This window comes from Roseomonas acroporae, from assembly GCF_023223525.1.
Lineage (GTDB): Bacteria > Pseudomonadota > Alphaproteobacteria > Acetobacterales > Acetobacteraceae > Roseomonas_E > Roseomonas_E acroporae.
Genome location: NZ_JALPRX010000078.1, coordinates 63886 through 80446, shown reverse-complemented (window position 1 = coordinate 80446; position 16561 = coordinate 63886). Strand labels below are relative to the sequence as shown.

At 76.3% G+C, this 16561-nt stretch carries 13 protein-coding genes; 6 read left to right on the top strand and 7 right to left on the bottom strand.

The window, feature by feature from the left end:
- Positions 1 to 11: 11 nt before the first annotated feature.
- From M0638_RS18100 to M0638_RS18070, 7 genes are all read right to left on the bottom strand, one after another.
- A complete protein-coding gene (locus tag M0638_RS18100; RefSeq protein ID WP_248668406.1) occupies positions 12 to 758 on the bottom strand; it encodes a response regulator in 747 nt (248 codons plus the stop codon).
- Positions 755 to 3463, bottom strand: a complete 2709-nt coding sequence (locus M0638_RS18095; protein ID WP_248668405.1) for a sensor histidine kinase — start codon at positions 3461 to 3463, stop codon at positions 755 to 757. Before M0638_RS18095 ends, M0638_RS18100 begins: the two co-directional genes overlap by 4 nt.
- A gap of 28 nt (positions 3464 to 3491) precedes the next feature.
- A complete protein-coding gene (gene kdpC, locus M0638_RS18090; RefSeq protein WP_248668404.1) occupies positions 3492 to 4088 on the bottom strand; it encodes a potassium-transporting ATPase subunit KdpC in 597 nt (198 codons plus the stop codon).
- A gap of 2 nt (positions 4089 to 4090) precedes the next feature.
- Positions 4091 to 6181, bottom strand: coding sequence for a potassium-transporting ATPase subunit KdpB (gene kdpB / locus M0638_RS18085; RefSeq protein WP_248668403.1), 2091 nt, complete (start codon positions 6179 to 6181; stop codon positions 4091 to 4093).
- Between the two features lie 40 nt (positions 6182 to 6221).
- Complete coding sequence (gene kdpA / locus M0638_RS18080; protein WP_248668402.1) at positions 6222 to 7919, bottom strand: potassium-transporting ATPase subunit KdpA; 1698 nt, start codon at positions 7917 to 7919, stop codon at positions 6222 to 6224.
- 114 nt (positions 7920 to 8033) lie between these two features.
- Positions 8034 to 8123: a K(+)-transporting ATPase subunit F gene (kdpF, locus tag M0638_RS18075; RefSeq protein WP_248668401.1), complete on the bottom strand. Its 90-nt coding sequence runs from the start codon at positions 8121 to 8123 to the stop codon at positions 8034 to 8036.
- A gap of 328 nt (positions 8124 to 8451) precedes the next feature.
- A complete protein-coding gene (locus tag M0638_RS18070; RefSeq protein WP_248668400.1) occupies positions 8452 to 9309 on the bottom strand; it encodes a LysR substrate-binding domain-containing protein in 858 nt (285 codons plus the stop codon).
- Between the two features lie 193 nt (positions 9310 to 9502).
- Between M0638_RS18070 and M0638_RS18065 the strand changes: the two genes are divergently transcribed.
- The 6 genes from M0638_RS18065 (at position 9503) to M0638_RS18040 (ending at position 16320) form a co-directional block, all read left to right on the top strand.
- Positions 9503 to 10651, top strand: coding sequence for a muconate/chloromuconate family cycloisomerase (locus M0638_RS18065; protein ID WP_248668399.1), 1149 nt, complete (start codon positions 9503 to 9505; stop codon positions 10649 to 10651).
- A gap of 145 nt (positions 10652 to 10796) precedes the next feature.
- Positions 10797 to 11072, top strand: a complete 276-nt coding sequence (catC, locus tag M0638_RS18060; protein WP_248668398.1) for a muconolactone Delta-isomerase — start codon at positions 10797 to 10799, stop codon at positions 11070 to 11072.
- Positions 11073 to 11079: 7 nt separating this feature from the next.
- Positions 11080 to 12057 carry a Bug family tripartite tricarboxylate transporter substrate binding protein gene (locus tag M0638_RS18055; protein WP_248668397.1) on the top strand — a complete coding sequence of 326 codons (978 nt, stop codon included), beginning with the start codon at positions 11080 to 11082 and terminating at the stop codon, positions 12055 to 12057.
- Positions 12058 to 12287: 230 nt separating this feature from the next.
- Positions 12288 to 13379, top strand: a complete 1092-nt coding sequence (locus M0638_RS18050) for a malate/lactate/ureidoglycolate dehydrogenase (protein WP_248668396.1) — start codon at positions 12288 to 12290, stop codon at positions 13377 to 13379.
- A gap of 245 nt (positions 13380 to 13624) precedes the next feature.
- Complete coding sequence (locus M0638_RS18045; protein ID WP_248668395.1) at positions 13625 to 14887, top strand: MFS transporter; 1263 nt, start codon at positions 13625 to 13627, stop codon at positions 14885 to 14887.
- A gap of 134 nt (positions 14888 to 15021) precedes the next feature.
- Positions 15022 to 16320 (top strand): MFS transporter, encoded by a 1299-nt coding sequence (locus tag M0638_RS18040; protein ID WP_248668394.1) that lies wholly within the window; start codon positions 15022 to 15024, stop codon positions 16318 to 16320.
- The last annotated feature ends 241 nt before the right edge of the window (positions 16321 to 16561 follow it).

Sequence of the window (16561 nt, the reverse complement as noted above, 5' to 3'; positions counted from 1 at the left end):
CCGCCGGGACCTCAGCCCGGCACGGGCCGCGGCGAAGCGGCGGGGCTGCCCTCGCCGCGATCATCGCCGCGATCCTCGGCCAGCAGCCGGTAGCCGACGCCCGGCTCGGTCCGCAGCAGCCTCCCCGCCTCGCCCAGCTTCTGCCGCAGCTGCCCGACATAGACGCGCAGGTACTGCGTATCCGCCTTGTGCGCCTCCCCCCAGATGGCGGTGAGCAGGCGCTGCCCGGTCACCACCTTGCCGGCGTCGCGGGCGAGCATCGCCAGCAGCTCCCATTCGCGCGGCGTCAGGTGCAGCGCCACCCCGGCCACGCGGGCCAGGCGATGCTCCAGATCCACCTGGAGCGGGCCGGTCCGCAGCACCGGCTCCGCCTTGCCCGCGCGCAGGGCGCGGCGCGCCGCGGCCCGGATGCGCGCCAGCAGCTCGGCCAGGCCGAAGGGCTTGTCGACGTAGTCGTCGGCGCCGGCATCGAGCGCCGCGACCTTCTCCGCCTCGCGGTCGCGCGCCGAGACCACGATCACCGGCACCGCCGAGAAGGCGCGCAGCCGCGCCAGCGCCTCTTTGCCGTCCATGTCCGGCAGGCCGAGGTCGAGCAGCACGCAGGCCGGGCCGCGCGCGGCGGCGAGGCGCAGCCCCTCGCGCGCCGTCTCCGCCCGCAGCGGCTCGTAGCCGGCGGCCGCGAGGGCGGGGCCGAGGAAGCGGTGGATCTGCGGCTCGTCGTCGACGACGAGCACGATCTCGGGGGCAGGTCCGCTCATGCCGGGAAGCGCGCCGTGACGCGCGTCCCGTGCCCGTCCCGGACCGGGCTTTCCGCCGCGATGGTCCCGCCCATGGCCGTCACCAGCCCGCGGCAGATGGCGAGGCCGAGGCCGGAACCCGCCGCCACCCGATCCGCCCGCGCCGCGCGGAAGAAGGGCGCGAAGACCTGGGGCAGGGCGGCGGGCGGAATCCCCGGCCCGTCATCCTCGACGGAGAAGGACACCCATGCCCCCTCGCGCCGCGCCTCGGCCAGCACGGTGCCCGACGGGCCGGAATACTTCAGCGCGTTGTCCAGCAGGTTCTCCAGCACGCGGTCGAGCAGCACCGGGTCGAGCATCGGCGCCGGCAGGCCCGGCGGCGCCGCCACCCGCACGGCGCGGCCGGGATAGGCGTGCCCGGCCCGCGCCGCCGCCTCGCGCAGCGCCCCGGCGGGATCGACCGGCTCGCGCCGCGCCTGCAATTCGCCGCTCTCCAGCCGCACCATGTCGATGATGGCCGTCATCCAGCGCGCCAGCCGCGTCGCCTCCTCCTCCACGGTGGCCAGCAGGTCGGCGCGCGTCGCCTCCGGCAGGGCGGCGCCCACGGTGCGCAGCGTCTCGGCGGCGCCGCGTATGGCGGTGAGCGGCGTGCGCAGGTCGTGGCCGAGGCTGGTTAGCAGGGCCGTGCGCAGCGCCTCGGCCTCGCCCCGCGCCCGGCGGCGGGCGCCCAGCTCGGCCAGCCGCGCCCGCTCCAGCGCCACCGCCGCCTGGTCGAGCAGCGCGTCCAGCGTCCGGTCCGCCTCGGGGTCGTCCATCCCCCGCCCGGCCTGCCCCGGCAGCAGGCCGAGCAGGCCGATCACCGCCTCCCCTTCCTCGCGCGCCGCGCGCAGCGGCAGGAAGCGCCAGGGCGTCGCCGGCAGGGTGGCGGTGCCGCGCCCGGCCTCGCGCCCGTTGGCCAGCGCCCAGCGCGCGGCGGCCATCGCCGCCTCGTCGGGCACGGCGTCGGCGGGGCTCGCGGCGCGCAGCACCGGCTCGGGCGGGCCGGACGCGCCGGGGGGCGCGTCGGGTGGCGCGAGGTCGGCGCCGAAGACGGATTGCAGCGCCGCGTCCAGCGGCAGCAGCAGGCAGGCCGGGCAGCCGGCGGCCTGGCGCGCCGCCTCGGCGATGGCGCCCTGCAATTCGGGCATCGAGGATTGCGCGTTCAGCCGCCGCGCCAGCGCCGACAGCCGGCGCAGCGCCGCGAGCCGCGCCGCCGCGGCGCGCACCGAGCGGCCGAGCCGCCCCGTGGTGCCCGAGAGCAGCGCCGCCACCACGCCGAACACCACCGCCCCCAGCACGTCCTGCGCCGAGGCGATGACGAGGGTGTAGCGCGGCGGCAGGAACAGGAAATTCCAGGCCGCGAAGGAGAGCGCCGCCCCCGCCGCCGCGTGGGCCGGGCCGAGCCAGGCCGCCAGCGCCACCACCGCCACGAGGTACACCATGCCGAAGCTGGCATCCGGCACCGTGCCGTCCAGCCCGAGGCAGACCAGCGTGGCGGCGGCCACCAGCGCCGGCACGGCGGCAAGCCCGAGCCAGCCCGGCAGGGCGCGGCGCGGCGCGGCCGGCCGGCGCGTCGCCGGCGGGGGGCCGGCGACGACGTGCAGGGTGAAGTCGGCGGCGCGCCGGGCTAGCGCGCCGATCAGGGTGCGGCCCAGCAGCCGCCGCCAGCGCGCCGGCCGGCCGCGCCCGAGCACGATGTGCGAGACGTTGCGCGCCCGCGCATGCGCCAGCACGGCGGCCGGCAGGTCGGCCGCGGCCACCACCTCGGCCTCGGCGCCGAGATCCTCGGCCAGGCGCAGCCCGGGCGCCGGGTCGCCGGTGCCGCCGGGCCGCTCGACGTGCAGCGCCAGCAGCGGCGCGCGCAGCGCGTCGGCGATGCGGCGGGCATGGTGCAGCACCGCCTCCGCCTCGGCGCCGCCCGGGATCAGCACCAGCACCCGGTCGCCCACCGGCCAGGGGCCGGCCACGGCGTTGCGGCGCATCCAGCCGGTGACGTCGGCATCCACCCGCTCGGCGGTGCGGCGCAGCGCCATCTCGCGCAGCGCGGCCAGGCTGCCTTCCCGGAAGAAGCCGCGCAGCGCGCGCTCGGCCTGGTCGGGGCGGTAGATGCGGCCCTGGCGCAGCCGCTCCAGCAGCTCGGCGGGCGGGATGTCCACCAGCGCCACCGCGTCGGCCTCGCGCAGCACCCGGTCCGGCACGGTCTCGGCCACGCGGATGCCGGTGACGCGCGCCACGGTGTCGGACAGCCCCTCCAGGTGCTGCACGTTCATCGTGGTCCAGACCTCGATGCCGGCGTCGCGCAGCTCCTCCACGTCCTGCCAGCGCTTGGGGTGGCGGGAGCCGGGGGCGTTGCTGTGCGCCAGCTCGTCCAGCAGCAGCACGGCGGGGCGGCGGGCCAGGGCGGCGTCGAGGTCGAACTCCGCCAGCGCCTGGCCGCGATACGGCACCGCCCTGCGCGGCAGCACCGGCAGCGGGCCGATGGCGGCCTCGGTCTCGGCGCGGCCATGCGTCTCGACCAGCCCGACCAGCACGTCGGTGCCGGCGGCGAGCAGGCGGCGGCCCTCGGCCAGCATCTGCACCGTCTTGCCGACGCCGGGCGCCGCGCCGAGGAAGACCTTCAGCCGGCCGCGCCCCTCCGCCGCCAGGGCGAGCAGGGCATCGGGGTCGGGGCGCGGCGGTTCGGTCATCGCGGGGCAGGGTAGCGCGGCCGCGCCCTCAGCGCAGCGCGTCGAGCGCCAGGTTCAGCCGCAGCACGTTCACCCGCGGCTCGCCGAGCAGGCCGAATTCGCGGCCCTCCGTGCCCGCCTCGACCAGCGCCGCGACGCGCGCCGGATCGAGGCCGCGCGCCGCCGCGACGCGCGCCACCTGCCGGCGCGCATTGGCCGGCGAGATGTGCGGGTCGAGGCCGGAGCCGCTGGCGGTGGCCGCGTCGGCCGGCACGGGGTCGCCGCCCGCCCCGCCCGCGGCCGCGACGCGCTCCGTCACCGCGTCGAGCAGCGCCTTCGAGGTCGGGCCGAGCTGCGAGGCGGCGGAGGCGGAGGCGTTGTAGGGGGCGGCGCGGGTCTGGCCGGGATGCGCCGGATCCGACTCGGTGGTGGCGGAGGGACGGCCGTGGAACCAGCGCGCGCCGGTGAAGGACTGGCCGATCGGCCCGGCGCCGACCACGGTGCCGTCGCGTTCGATCAGCCCGCCATTCGCGCGCCCGGGCATGACGGCCTGCGCGAGGCCGGTGACGGCGAGCGGCGCGGCGACGCCGAGCAGCAGGGTGGCGCCCAGCACCAGGGTGAGGGTGGGGCGGAGGATGGCGGCCATGGTCAGGCGATCCCGGACAGGGTGAGCAGGAGGTCGATCAGCTTGATGCCGAGGAAGGGCGCCGCGATGCCGCCCAGCCCGTAGACCAGCAGGTTGCGGCGGAGCAGCGCGGCGGCGCCGACCGGCGCGTAGCCGACGCCGCGCAGCGCCAGCGGCACCAGCGCCACGATGATCAGCGCGTTGAAGATCACCGCCGAGAGGATGGCGCTCTCCGGCGAGGTCAGGCGCATCACGTTGAGCGCCGCGAGCCCCGGATACTGCGCGACGAAGATCGCCGGCAGGATGGCGAAGTACTTCGCCACGTCGTTGGCGATGGAGAAGGTGGTCAGCGCGCCGCGCGTGATCAGCAGCCCCTTGCCGATGCCCACCACCTCGATGAGCTTGGTGGGATCGCTGTCGAGGTCGACCATGTTGCCGGCCTCGCGCGCCGCCTGCGTGCCGGTCTGCATGGCGAGGCCGACATCGGCCTGGGCCAGTGCCGGCGCGTCGTTGGTGCCGTCGCCGGCCATGGCGACGAGGCGCCCGTCGGCCTGGGCGCGGCGGATGTAGTCGAGCTTGTCCTGCGGCTTCGCCTCCGCGAGGAAGTCGTCCACCCCCGCCTCGGCGGCGATGGCGGCGGCGGTCAGGCGGTTGTCGCCCGTCACCATCACGGTGCGGATGCCCATCCGGCGCAGCGCCGCGAAGCGCTCGCGCATGCCGGGCTTGACGATGTCCTTCAGCTCGATGGCGCCGAGCAGCCGGCCGTCGCGCGCGACCGCGAGCGGCGTGCCGCCGGCCCGCGCGATGCGCTCCACGGCGGCGGCGAGATCGGCGGGCACCGCCTGCCCCAGCGCGGCCGCCAGCGCGTCCACCGCGCCCTTGCGGTAGGCGCCACGGCCGGGAAGGTCCATGCCCGAGATCCGGGTCTGCGCCGTGAAGGGCACCGCCACCGCGCCCGCCGGCAGCATGGCCGGGGCGGCGAGGCCGTGCCGGTCGCGCGCGAAGGCGAGGATCGAGCGGCCTTCCGGAGTCTCGTCGGCCAGCGAGGCGAGCACGGCGGCCTCGGCCAGCTCGCCCTCCGGCACGCCGGCGGCGGGGACGAAGGCGGCGGCCTGGCGGTTGCCCAGCGTGATCGTGCCGGTCTTGTCGAGCAGCAGCACGTCCACGTCGCCCGCCGCCTCCACGGCGCGGCCGGAGGTCGCCAGCACGTTGAAGCGCACGAGGCGGTCCATGCCGGCGATGCCGATCGCCGAGAGCAGCCCGCCGATCGTGGTCGGGATCAGCGTCACCAGCAGCGCCGCCAGCACCGTGACGGAAGGCGGCGCGCCGTTCCAGCTCGCGAAGCCCACCAGCGTCGCGACCGCGATCAGGAAGACGATGGTCATGCCGGCGAGCAGGATGTCGAGCGCGATCTCGTTCGGCGTCTTCTGCCGCGCGGCGCCTTCCACCATCGCGATCATGCGGTCGAGGAAGGTGGCGCCGGGCTCGGCGGTGATGCGCACCAGGATGCGGTCGGAGACCACCAGCGTGCCGCCGGTCACGGCCGAGCGGTCGCCGCCGGCCTCGCGGATCACGGGGGCGGATTCGCCGGTGATCGCCGCCTCGTTCACCGAGGCGATGCCCTGCACCACCTCGCCGTCCGAGGGGATCAGCTCGCCCGCCTCGACCAGCACGTGGTCGCCGCGCCCGAGCGCGGCGGCGGCGCGCGGCGCGGTGATGGCGGGGTCGGCCGGGTTCGGCACCCAGCGCGCCATGGTCTCGCCGCGGGCGCGGCGCAGGCTCTCGGCCCGCGCCTTGCCGCGGCCTTCCGCCACGGCCTCCGCGAAGGTGGCGAACAGCACGGTCAGCCACAGCCAGGCGGCGATGCCGGCCTGGAAGGCGACGGCGTGGCCGATGGCGGCGTCGCGGAGGGCCAGCACCGTGACCAGGGCGGCCACCACCTCGGTGACGAAGATGACGGGGTTGCGGAGGAGGGTGCGGGGATCGAGCTTGCGGAAGGCCTCGGCCGTGGCGCGGCGCAGGATGGCGCCGTCGAGCAGGGAGGGCGCGGCCGCCCCGGCGCCGCCGCCGGCCTGACCGGCGAGGGCGGGCGTGCCCGTTGTGGTGTCGAGCATTGGCGTATCGCCTCGGGTGCTGTCGTTTCGAAAGGTCTGGTCAGAAGGTCTGGCCGGCGCGCATCACGACGTGCTCCGCGACCGGGCCGAGGGCGAGCGAGGGCAGGAATTGCAGCCCGCCCAGGATCAGGATCACGCCCGCCAGCAGCCCGGCGAAGAGCGGCCCGTGCGCGGGCAGCGTGCCCGGCCCCTCCGGCATGCGCGGCTTGGCGGCGAGGGAGCCGGCAATGGCCAGCACCGGGACGACGAAGGCGAAGCGCCCGAGCATCATCGCCAGCGCCAGCGTGCCGTCGAGCCAGGGCGTGTCGGCGGCGAGCCCGCCGAAGGCCGAGCCGTTGTTGCCGGCGGCCGAGCTGTAGGCGTAGAGCATCTCCGTCAGCCCGTGCGGACCCGCGCCCGGGATCGAGGCCGTGGCCATCGGCAGCACCATCGAGACGGCGGCGAGGCCGAGGATCGTGGCCGGCAGCACCAGCACCGCCAGCATGGCGAGCTTGATCTCGCGCGCCTGCACCTTCTTGCCGAGATATTCCGGCGTGCGGCCGACCATCAGCCCGGCCACGAACACCGAGAGCAGCGCGAAGACCAACATGCCGTAGAGGCCGGAGCCGACGCCGCCCGGCAGCACCTCGCCGAGCTGGATCAGGAACAGCGGCACGAGGCCGCCGAGCGGCGTGAAGCTGTCGAACATCGCGTTGACGGCGCCGCAGGAGGCGCCGGTCGTGGTGGCGGTGAACAGCGCCGCCAGCGCCTGGCCGAAGCGGACATCCTTGCCCTCCATGTTGCCGAGCGCGGGATCGAGCCCGGCGGCGAGGTGCAGCGGGTTGCCCGCCGCCTCGGCGGCGTAGACGGCCAGCGTGCCGGCCAGCACGAAGCCGACCATCACGGCCAGCAGCGCGCGGCCCGGCCGCCGGTCGCCGACGAGGCGGCCGAAGGCGAGGCAGAGCGCGAAGGGGATCACCGCCTGCAGCACGATCTGCAGCGCGGTGGCGAGCGCCGACGGCCCCTCGTAGGGGTGCAGCGAATTCACGCCGAAGAAGCCGCCGCCATTGGTGCCGAGATGCTTGATGGCGAGCTGGAAGGCGACCGGACCGAGCGCGATGGCCTGCCGCGCCCCCTCCAGCGTGGTCGCCTCGGCCGAGGCGGCGAGGGTCTGCGGCACGCCCATGGCGACGAAGGCGAGGGCGGCGACGAGGGAGACCGGCAGCAGCAGCCACAGCGTCACGCGCGTCGCGTCGGCCCAGAAATTGCCGAGCGCCCGCAGCCCGCCGCCGGCGAAGGCGCGGGAGACGGCGAAGGCCAGCGCGATGCCGGTGGCGGCGGAGAGGAAGTTCTGCACCGCGAGGCCGGCCATCTGGCTGAGGTGCGACATCGCCGCCTCGCCGCTGTAGGCCTGCCAGTTCGTGTTGGTGACGAAGGAGACGGCGGTGTTGAGGGCGAGCCAGGGCGGCACGCCGTCGAAGCCCTGCGGGTTCAGCGGCAGCACGCCCTGCAGCCGCAGGATGGCGTAGAGCAGCGCGAAGCCGGCGGCGTTGCAGGCGAGCATCGCCAGCAGGTAGCCGCGCCAGTCCTGGCCTTGCGCGGCATCCACGCCGGCGGCGCGCAGGATGGCGGCATCCAGGCGCGCGAGCGGGCCGAGCCGCCCCGTTGCGAGGGCGGCGAGCCAACGCCCGGCGGGCACCGCCAGGGCGAGCACCGCGCCGAGCACGAGCGCGATCTGCGCCCAGCCGACAAGGGTCATGTCATCAGGTTCCGGAAGCCGTTCTGTTGCCGGTCCGCGACGGGGCGAACCGGCGGGATTGCCTGGTCCGGCGCCGGGCCGCCCCGTACGGGGCGGGACCTGCGCGGGGCGGCGTCAGAGGTGCTCGGGCCGCAGCAGCGCCCACAGCAGGTAGGCGATCAGGCCGAGGGCGACGGTGCCGCCGAGGATCAGGTCCAGGGTCATCGCCGGGGCCCGGTCACACCCTGCCGCAGGCTGCGGCATAGGCGGCGAGAAGGCCGAACAGGCCGAGGCCCAGGATGGGGAGAAGCAGGTCGAGCATGGCGGGTACCTCCGGCCGTGATGTGCGGCCGGAAGGCGTCAGGGGGCCATTCGGAAACGCGAGGTGCGGTGCAAGGGAGTCGTAAAGGGCGCCGCGACCGGCGTGCCGCCGCGCCGCCCGGCAGATCGCGTGCCGGCAGATCGCATGCCCGGCCCCGGCGCCGTGCCGGCCCGAGCGGAGACGCCGGTGCCGGCCGCCGGGCCCGGCCCGCGCCTTGCCGGGGGGCGCGTGTCATCGTCCGCCGAGCCGCCGCCGCGCGAGTTCCGTGAAGCGCCGCGCCGCCGCCGTCTGGTAGCGCGCCGTGGCCCAGAGCAGCGCCGCCTGGCGCATCGGCTGCGGCTCCCCGAGCGGCAGGCGGACCACCTCCCCGGCGCCGGCGGCGCGGTCGGACAGGATGGTGCCCACGGCGCCGGTGCGCACCAGCGCCAGGATGCTGGCGATCGAGGCCATCTCCGCCACGATGCGCGGCCGGAAGCGGCCGGCCAGGGCCGCGTCGATCATCCGCCGCGTCGCGAAGCGGGGCGGCAGCAGGGCGAGCGGAATGGCCGCCGGGTCGGTCCCCGCCCATTCGCTGCCGGGCGCCAGCATCAGCACCAGCGCCTCGCGGAACAGCGGCTGCACGGTGAGGCCCGCCGGATCCCGGGGAAGGAAGGCGAGGCCGAGATCCAGCTCGCCGGCCAGCAGCCGTGCCTCCACCTCGCCGGCCACCAGCTCGTGCGTCTCGACCCGCACCGCGGGGTGCGCGCGCAGGAACTCGGCCAGCAGCGTCGGCAGCAGCCGCTCGTGGAAGCTGTGGATCACGCCGAGGCGGAGCACGCCGCGCTCGGCGCGCTCCAGCTCGGCGATGGCGGCCTCGGCCGCCGCCGCCTCGGCGGCGATGCGGCGGGCGAAGTCGCGGAACAGGGCGCCGCTCTCGGTCAGCCGCAGGCCGCGCCCGACCCGGTCGAACAGGGTGGTGCCGAGCGAGCGCTCCAGCGCCGCCAGATGGTGCGACAGGGTGGAGGGCGCGAGGCCGAGCCGCTCCGCCGCCCGGCCGAGATGCCCGGTCTCGGCCAGCGCCAGCAGGGCGCGTATCTGGCGCAGCTCCATCCTTCGATTCCGTCGCACGTTGCATTCGATCGGCGGGTATTGATCGAACGGAGCGGCGTGCCGCACAAGGCGGGCCGCCAGGGACGGCCGGGCCGGCGCGCCCCACACATTGCCGCGCGGCCGCGCGCTGCCGGGGCGGAGGCCACGCCCGGCCGGTACGGTGGGGCGGCAACGGCTGCAGGAGGGTCTTCGCGTGCCCCAGACGATCGAGCGCATCGAGGCGGTCCCCGCCCGGGTTCCCACCATCCGCCCCCATCACCTGGCCTTCGTCACGGTGGAGGCGATGGACGTGGTGGTGGTGCGCGTCACCGCCGGCGGCGTCACCGGGCTCGGCGAGGCGGCCACGATCGGCGGGCCGCGCTGGGGCGAGGAGAGCCCCGAGGGTATCGCGGCGGCGGTGAACCACTACCTCGCCGAGGCGCTGCTGGGGCAGGACGCGGCCAACCTCAACGCCGTCGAGGACCGCATCGCGCGCGCGCTGCGCGGCAATTCCTTCGCCAAGAACGCCGTCTCCACCGCCGTGCACGACGCGGTGGCGCGGGCGCGCGGGGAGCGGCTGGTCGAGCTGCTGGGCGGCGCGGTGGTCGATTCCATCCCCCTCGCCTGGACGCTCGCCAGCGGCGACACGGACCGCGACATCGAGGAGGGCGAGCGCGCCCTGGCCGAGCGCCGCCACCGCCACTTCAAGATCAAGATCGGCGCCGGCGACCCGGCGCAGGACCTGCGGCACATCGCCCGCCTCGCCGCCGCCTTCGAGGGCCGCGCCACGCTGCGCGTGGACATCAACCAGGCCTGGGACGAGTCCACCGCCAGCCAGTTCGCGCCGGCGCTGGCCGAGGCCGGCGTCCTCCTGTTCGAGCAGCCGCTGCCGGCCTGGAACGTGGACGGGATGGCGCGCCTCGCCACCCGGCTGCGCGCCACGGTGATGGCCGACGAGGGCGTCGCGACGCCGCAGGACGTGCTGCGCCACGCCCAGGCCGCCGCGTGCGGTGCCGTGGCGCTGAAGCCCGGCAAGCATGGCGGCGTGGCCGGCACCCGCGCCGTGGCCGCCATCGCCCGCGCCGCCGGGCTCGGCCTCTACGGCGGCACCATGCTGGAGGGGACGATCGGCACGCTCGGCGCGCTGCACCTCTACGCCACGCTCGGCCATTTCGCCTGGGGCTGCGAGCTGTTCGGGCCGCTGCTGCTGCGCGACAGCCTCGCCACCACGCGCCCGGCGCCGCGCGACTTCGCGCTGCACCTGCCGGACGGCCCCGGCATCGGCACCGAGCTGGATGCCGACAAGCTGGCGCACTACCGCACCGACCGCGCGCGCACCGTGCTCGGCCATGGCGCACCGTAGGGGCGCGCCGTAGGGCCTGACGCGGCGGGCCCGCGCCCGCACGAGCCTGCCGGAGCGCCCGCCCTGGGCGCTCCGCCTGTCCCGGCGATCCCGAACCGCGCCGTCGGGTCGTGATCCCGGGCCGACACCCCGGGGGAGGACGAAGATGCTGTTCCACGTCGCCATGGAAGTGAACCTGCCGCCCGACATGCCGAAGGCCGAGGCCGACGACATCAAGGCGCGCGAGAAGGCCTACGCGCAGGCGCTGATGCGCACGGGCAAGTGGCCGCACATCTGGCGCGTCGCCGGGCGCTACGCCAACATCTCGGTGTTCGACGTGGCGGATGCGGACGAGCTGCACGCGCTGCTCTCCGGCCTGCCGCTGTTCCCGTACATGGACATCGAGGTGACCGCGCTGGCGCGTCACCCCTCGGCGATCTGAGGCCGCCATGCGCCGACGCACCCTGCTCGCCGCGCTGCCCGTCCTCGCCGGCGCGCCGCTGCCCGCCTCCCGGGCCTTCGCCCAGCCGCCGGCAAGCTGGCCCGACCGGCCGCTGCGGCTGATCGTGCCCTTCCCGCCGGGCGGCGCCATCGACGCCATGGCGCGGCTGCTCGGCCCGCGCCTCTCGGACTCGCTCGGCCAGCCGGTGGTGGTGGAGAACCGCGCCGGCGCCGGCGGCACCATCGGCACCGACGCCGCCGCCAAGAGCACGGACAACCACACGCTGCTGATGGTCTCCATGGCGCAGGCGGTGAACCCGGCGCTGTACCCGCGCCTGCCCTACGCCGCCGGCGACCTGGTGGGCGTCGCGCCGGTCGGGATCGTGCCCAACGTGCTGGTGGTGCCGGCGGCCTCCCCGGCGCGCGACGTGCGCGGGCTGATCGCGCTGGCGAAGAGCAAGCCCGGCGAGCTGACCTACGGCTCGGCCGGCAGCGGCACCTCGATCCACCTCGCGGGCGCGCTGTTCGCCAGCATGGCGGGCATCGACATCACGCACGTGCCCTATCGCGGCTCCGGCCCGGCGGTGGCCGACCTCGTCAGCGGCCGCATCGACATGATGTTCGACAGCGTCACCTCCTCCGCGCCGCACATCGCCTCCGGCCGGCTGCGGGCGCTGGCCGTCACCACCGGGCACCGCATCGCCGCCTTTCCCGACCTGCCCACCGTGGCCGAGGCCGGCCTGCCCGGCTACGTCGTCGATCCGTGGTTCGCGATGATGGCGCCCGCCGGGCTCGCCGCCGCGCACCGCGAGCGGGCGGGCGCCGCCGTGGCCGCGGCGCTGCGCCAGCCGGCGCTGCGCGAGAGCTTCGCCACGATCGGCGCCGAGCCGATGTCGGGCGACGGCGCCTCGCTCGACCGGCTGATCGCCGAGGAGACGGCGAAGTGGGGCGCGCTGGTGCGGCAGGCCGGCATCCGCATCGAGTAGGCCGGGACGGCGCCCCCGGGACGGCGCCCCCGAGACGGCGCCCCTGGGCCGTCGAACCCCCGGGACCTGAACGAACGGAGGCGCGGGAGGGCCTCGCCCTCCCGCCGGGATGGGTCCGGGATGGGGCGGCGCCCTGCCTGGTGCCCCGGCCAGGCCCTTGCCCCCGGCCGCCGCTCCCCCTCTCATGCGTCCCCTCGATTCCTGGAGAAGACGACGTGGGAGGAGACGACATGGCAAGCGCGACACCGCCGGTTCTCGTTCCGGCCGACCGGCTGGAGGAGGTGGTGCGCGGCATCTTCGCCGCCGCCGGCTGCGACGCGGCCGAGGCCGGGCGCATCGCCCACGAGCTGGTGGGCGCCAACCTCGCCGGCCATGACAGCCACGGCGTGGTGCGCGTGCCGCGCTACGTGGACTGGCTGAAGGACGGCCACGTGCTGGCCGGGCAGACCGCCGAGATCGTCACCGATGGCGGCGCCTTCGCGCTGCTCGACGGCAGGTACGGCTTCGGCCAGACCGTGGCGCCGCAGGCCGTCTCGCTCGGGCTGGAGCGCGCGGCGCGGCACGGCATCGCGGTGATCGGCCTGCGCAACGCCGGCCATATCGGCCGCGTCGGCGCCTATGCCGAGATGGCGATCGCGGCCGGGCTGCTCTCGATCCACTTCGTCAACGTCGGCGGCTCGGTGCTGGTGGCGCCCTTCGGCGGGGTGGAGCGGCGCTTCTCCACCGCGCCCTTCTCGGTCGGCGTGCCGCTGCCGGGGCGGCCGCTGGTGCTCGACTTCGCCACCTCGCACGTGGCCGAGGGCAAGGTGCAGGTGGCCTCCTTCGGCGGCAAGAAGCTGCCGCCCGACGCGCTGATCGAGCCCGACGGACGGCTTTCCGGCGATCCGCACACCCTGTTCGGCGACTACTCCCCGACCGGGCTGCGCGATTCCTCGAAGGGGCTCGGCGCCATCCGCGCCTTCGGCGGCCACAAGGGCTCGGGCCTCGCCTTCATGTGCGAGCTGCTGGGCGGGGCGCTGACCGGCAACGGCTGCGCCGGGCCGGTGGAGAAGCGCGGCCGCATCACCAACGGCATGCTCTCCATCTACGTCTCGCCGGAGCATTTCGGCACGCAGGCGGAATTCGAGCGGGTCGGGCGCGACTACGTGGACTGGGTGCTCTCCTCGCGTCCGGCGGTGGCGGACGAGCCGGTGATGGCGCCGGGCGACCCCGAGGCGAGGATGCGCGCGAAGCGGCTGGCGGAAGGCGTGCCGCTGCCGCCGGACAACTGGGCGGCGATCCGCGAGACGGCGCTGGCGCTGGGCGTGCCGGTCGCGGACTGACGGCGCCCCGCGCCGGGGCCGACCCGGCCGCGGTTCGCATCGTCCCGGCCATGCCTGGCGTGGCGGCGGCCTGATCCGGGCCGCGGGGCTGCGCGCCGGCCCGTCCCGGCCCGGCCCGCGAAAGCGGTTGCCAGGGCCGCGCCTTCGGCCCCACAGATCGCCTTCCGCCCGGGATGGCCGGGCCAACGACATGCCGGAACGGGCCCCGGACACCCCGTGTCGCCCGGTTCCGCGAGGAGGAAGCGATGGCGACGGCTCCGGGCGGCGACGCCCCGGCAACGGCGGTCGATTCCCGGCAGGCCTGGCTGCGGCTGGCCGTCACGGTGCTGGTCGGCACCATCGGCAGCGTCGGCATGTGGTCGGTGGTGGTGGCGCTGCCGGCGGTGCAGGCGGAGTTCGGCAGCGCGCGGGGCGCCGCCGCGCTGCCCTACACGCTGACCATGCTGGGCTTCGCCCTGGGCAGCGTGCTGATGGGGCGGCTGGTGGACCGCTTCGGCGTGGCGCCGCCGCTCGCCGGGGCGGCGGTGGCGATCGGCCTCGGCTATCTCGGCGCCGCCGCCTCCGGCAGCCTGTGGCAGTTCACCCTGGCGCAGGGGCTCGTGGTCGCGCTCTGCGGCAGCTCCATCGCCTTCAGCCCGCTGATCGCCGACATCTCCCGCTGGTTCCTGCGCCGGCGCGGCATCGCGGTGGCGGCCGTCGCCTCGGCCAACTACCTCGCCGGCACGATCTGGCCGCCGGTGGTGCAGCACTTCATCGAGGCGGTGGGCTGGCGCGCCACCCATGCCGGGATCGGGCTGCTCTGCACCGCGACGCTGCTGCCGCTGGCGCTGCTGCTGCGCCAGCGCGCCCCGGCGGCGGCCGGGCAGCCCGCCGGCGGCGCGCGCGCCGGGGGGCGGCCCGGCCTCGGCCTGCCGCCCGGCGTGCTGCAGGGGCTGCTGGTGGTGGCCGGGCTCGCCTGCTGCGTCGCCATGTCGATGCCGCAGGCCCACATCGTCGCCTATTGCGGCGACCTCGGCTACGGCGTGGCGCGCGGCACCACCATGCTGTCGCTGATGCTGGGCTTCGGCATCGTCAGCCGCCTCGCCTCCGGCCTGATCGTGGACCGGATCGGCGGGCTGCCAACGGTGCTGCTGGGCTCGTCGCTGCAGGGGGTGGCGCTGCTGCTCTACCTGTTCTTCGACGGGCTCGGCGCGCTCTACGTCGTCTCGGCGCTGTTCGGGCTGTTCCAGGGCGGCATCGTGCCGAGCTACGCGATCGTGGTGCGCGAGAACTTCCCGGCCGAGGAGGCGGGGGTGCGGGTCGGGCTGGTGCTGATGGCGACCATGCTGGGCATGGCGCTGGGCGGCTGGCTCTCGGGCGTGATCTTCGACCTCACCGGTTCCTACCACGCGGCCTTCCTGCACGGGCTGCTGTGGAACCTTCTCAACGTCTCGATCGTGGCCTGGCTGCTGCGGCGCGGCGCCACCCGCCGGGGTGCGCCGCGCGCCGCGCTCGCGGGTCTGGGCTGAGGAAAACGGGCGGGACAGGGCGCGCGGGATGCCGCAGGCAGGGGCTGCGCGCCCTGACCGGCACGGCTGACCGGCACGGCTGGCCGGCCCGGCTGACCGGGGCACGGCGCACGGCAACGGGAAGGAAACGGTCCATGTCGGTCAGCCAGGCCCGGGCGCCGCTGGCGCTCGCCCCCGCCCCTGCATCCGCCCCTGCATCACGCGCCGGCTGGACGCGGTCGGAGCGGCGGCTGCTCGCGGCGGTGTCGGGCGCGCACTGCGTCAGCCACCTGCACATCCTGGCGCTGCCGCCGCTGTTCCCCTTCCTGCGCGACCAGCTCGGCGTCGGCTTCGTCGAGCTCGGGCTGGCGCTGACGGTCTTCAACGTCGTCTCGGCCTGCACCCAGGCCCCCATGGGCTTCCTGGTCGACCGGATCGGGGCGCGGCGCCTGCTGGTCGCCGGGCTGCTGCTCGGCGGCGGCGCGCTGGCCTCGGTCGGGCTGGTCGGCGGCTACGCCTGGCTGCTGGCGGCGGCGGCGCTGGCCGGGGTCGCGAACAGCGTCTACCACCCCGCCAACTACAGCCTGCTCGCCGCCGGCATCGGCGAGGCGCGCATCGGCCGGGCCTTCTCCATCCACACCTTCGCCGGCTTCCTCGGCAACGCCGTCGCGCCGGGCCTGATGCTGGCGCTCGCCGCCTGGGGCGGGGGAGGGGCCGGCCTCGCGCTGGTCGTGGCGGGCCTCGCCGGGCCGCTCGCGGCGCTGCCGCTGCTGCGGCCGATGCCGGCCTCCACCCTTGCAGCCCCGGTCCTTGCAGCCCCGGTCCTGGCCGCGCCGGCCGCGCGCCCGGCCGGAGCCGGCCGGGCGCGCGGCGCCGCGGCGGGGGGCCTCAAGGGGGTCCTCACGCCGGCGATCCTGTCGCTGACCCTGCTGTTCCTGCTGCTCAGCCTCGGCAACGGCGCGATCCAGAACTTCTCCGTGGCCGCCCTGGTGGCCGGCGGCGGCGCGACGCTGGAGACGGCGACCGTCGCGCTCACCGCCTTCCTCCTGGCCAGCGCCTTCGGCGTGCTGGCCGGCGGCATGGTGGCGGACCGCACGCGGCGCCACGGCGAGGTCGCGGCGGCCTGCCTCGGCTTGGCGGCGGTGCTGGTCGCGGTGGTCGGGCTGGTGCCGCTCGCGCCGCTGCCGCTGACGCTGCTGCTCGGCTGCGCCGGCTTCCTGACCGGGCTCATCACCCCCTCCCGCGACATGATGGTGCGCGCCGCGGCGCCACCGGGCGGCGCGGGGCGGACCTTCGGCATCGTCTCCACCGGCTTCAACATCGGCGGCGCGCTGGGCCCGATGCTGTTCGGCTGGATCCTCGATGGCGGGCGGCCGCGCTGGATCTTCGGCGCGGCGGTGCTGTTCATGGCGGTCACCGTGGCGGTGGCGCTGCTGGGCGAGCGCCGCCGGTGACGCCGTCGCGGGCCTGACCGGGGCGTTCGCCGGGGGCCGCGCCCGGACTCCTCCCGGCGCCCGGCAGCCGGGCCGCGCGCGCCGGCCCGAACGCGCGGCACTGGCCGCGCAGCCAGGCCAGGAACACGGCGCGCGCCTCGCTCGGCGTGCCGCCATGCGTCGCGTGATAAGCGGCACGCCGCCCGCAGCGCGAGCTGGCCAGGTTGTGCCGGTGCCCGGATCGGTACGCGCCGGCGCGCCG

Excerpts from the sequence above, each read along its gene's own strand:
- M0638_RS18100 (WP_248668406.1), bottom strand. The coding sequence starts at position 758 with ATGAGCGGACCTGCCCCCGAGATCGTGCTCGTCGTCGACGACGAGCCG.
- M0638_RS18095 (WP_248668405.1), bottom strand. The coding sequence starts at position 3,463 with ATGACCGAACCGCCGCGCCCCGACCCCGATGCCCTGCTCGCCCTGGCG.
- kdpC (WP_248668404.1), bottom strand. The coding sequence starts at position 4,088 with ATGGCCGCCATCCTCCGCCCCACCCTCACCCTGGTGCTGGGCGCCACC.
- kdpB (WP_248668403.1), bottom strand. The coding sequence starts at position 6,181 with ATGCTCGACACCACAACGGGCACGCCCGCCCTCGCCGGTCAGGCCGGC.
- kdpA (WP_248668402.1), bottom strand. The coding sequence starts at position 7,919 with ATGACCCTTGTCGGCTGGGCGCAGATCGCGCTCGTGCTCGGCGCGGTG.
- kdpF (WP_248668401.1), bottom strand. The coding sequence starts at position 8,123 with ATGACCCTGGACCTGATCCTCGGCGGCACCGTCGCCCTCGGCCTGATC.
- M0638_RS18070 (WP_248668400.1), bottom strand. The coding sequence starts at position 9,309 with ATGGAGCTGCGCCAGATACGCGCCCTGCTGGCGCTGGCCGAGACCGGG.
- catC (WP_248668398.1), top strand. The coding sequence starts at position 10,797 with ATGCTGTTCCACGTCGCCATGGAAGTGAACCTGCCGCCCGACATGCCG.
- M0638_RS18055 (WP_248668397.1), top strand. The coding sequence starts at position 11,080 with ATGCGCCGACGCACCCTGCTCGCCGCGCTGCCCGTCCTCGCCGGCGCG.
- M0638_RS18050 (WP_248668396.1), top strand. The coding sequence starts at position 12,288 with ATGGCAAGCGCGACACCGCCGGTTCTCGTTCCGGCCGACCGGCTGGAG.
- M0638_RS18045 (WP_248668395.1), top strand. The coding sequence starts at position 13,625 with ATGGCGACGGCTCCGGGCGGCGACGCCCCGGCAACGGCGGTCGATTCC.
- M0638_RS18040 (WP_248668394.1), top strand. The coding sequence starts at position 15,022 with ATGTCGGTCAGCCAGGCCCGGGCGCCGCTGGCGCTCGCCCCCGCCCCT.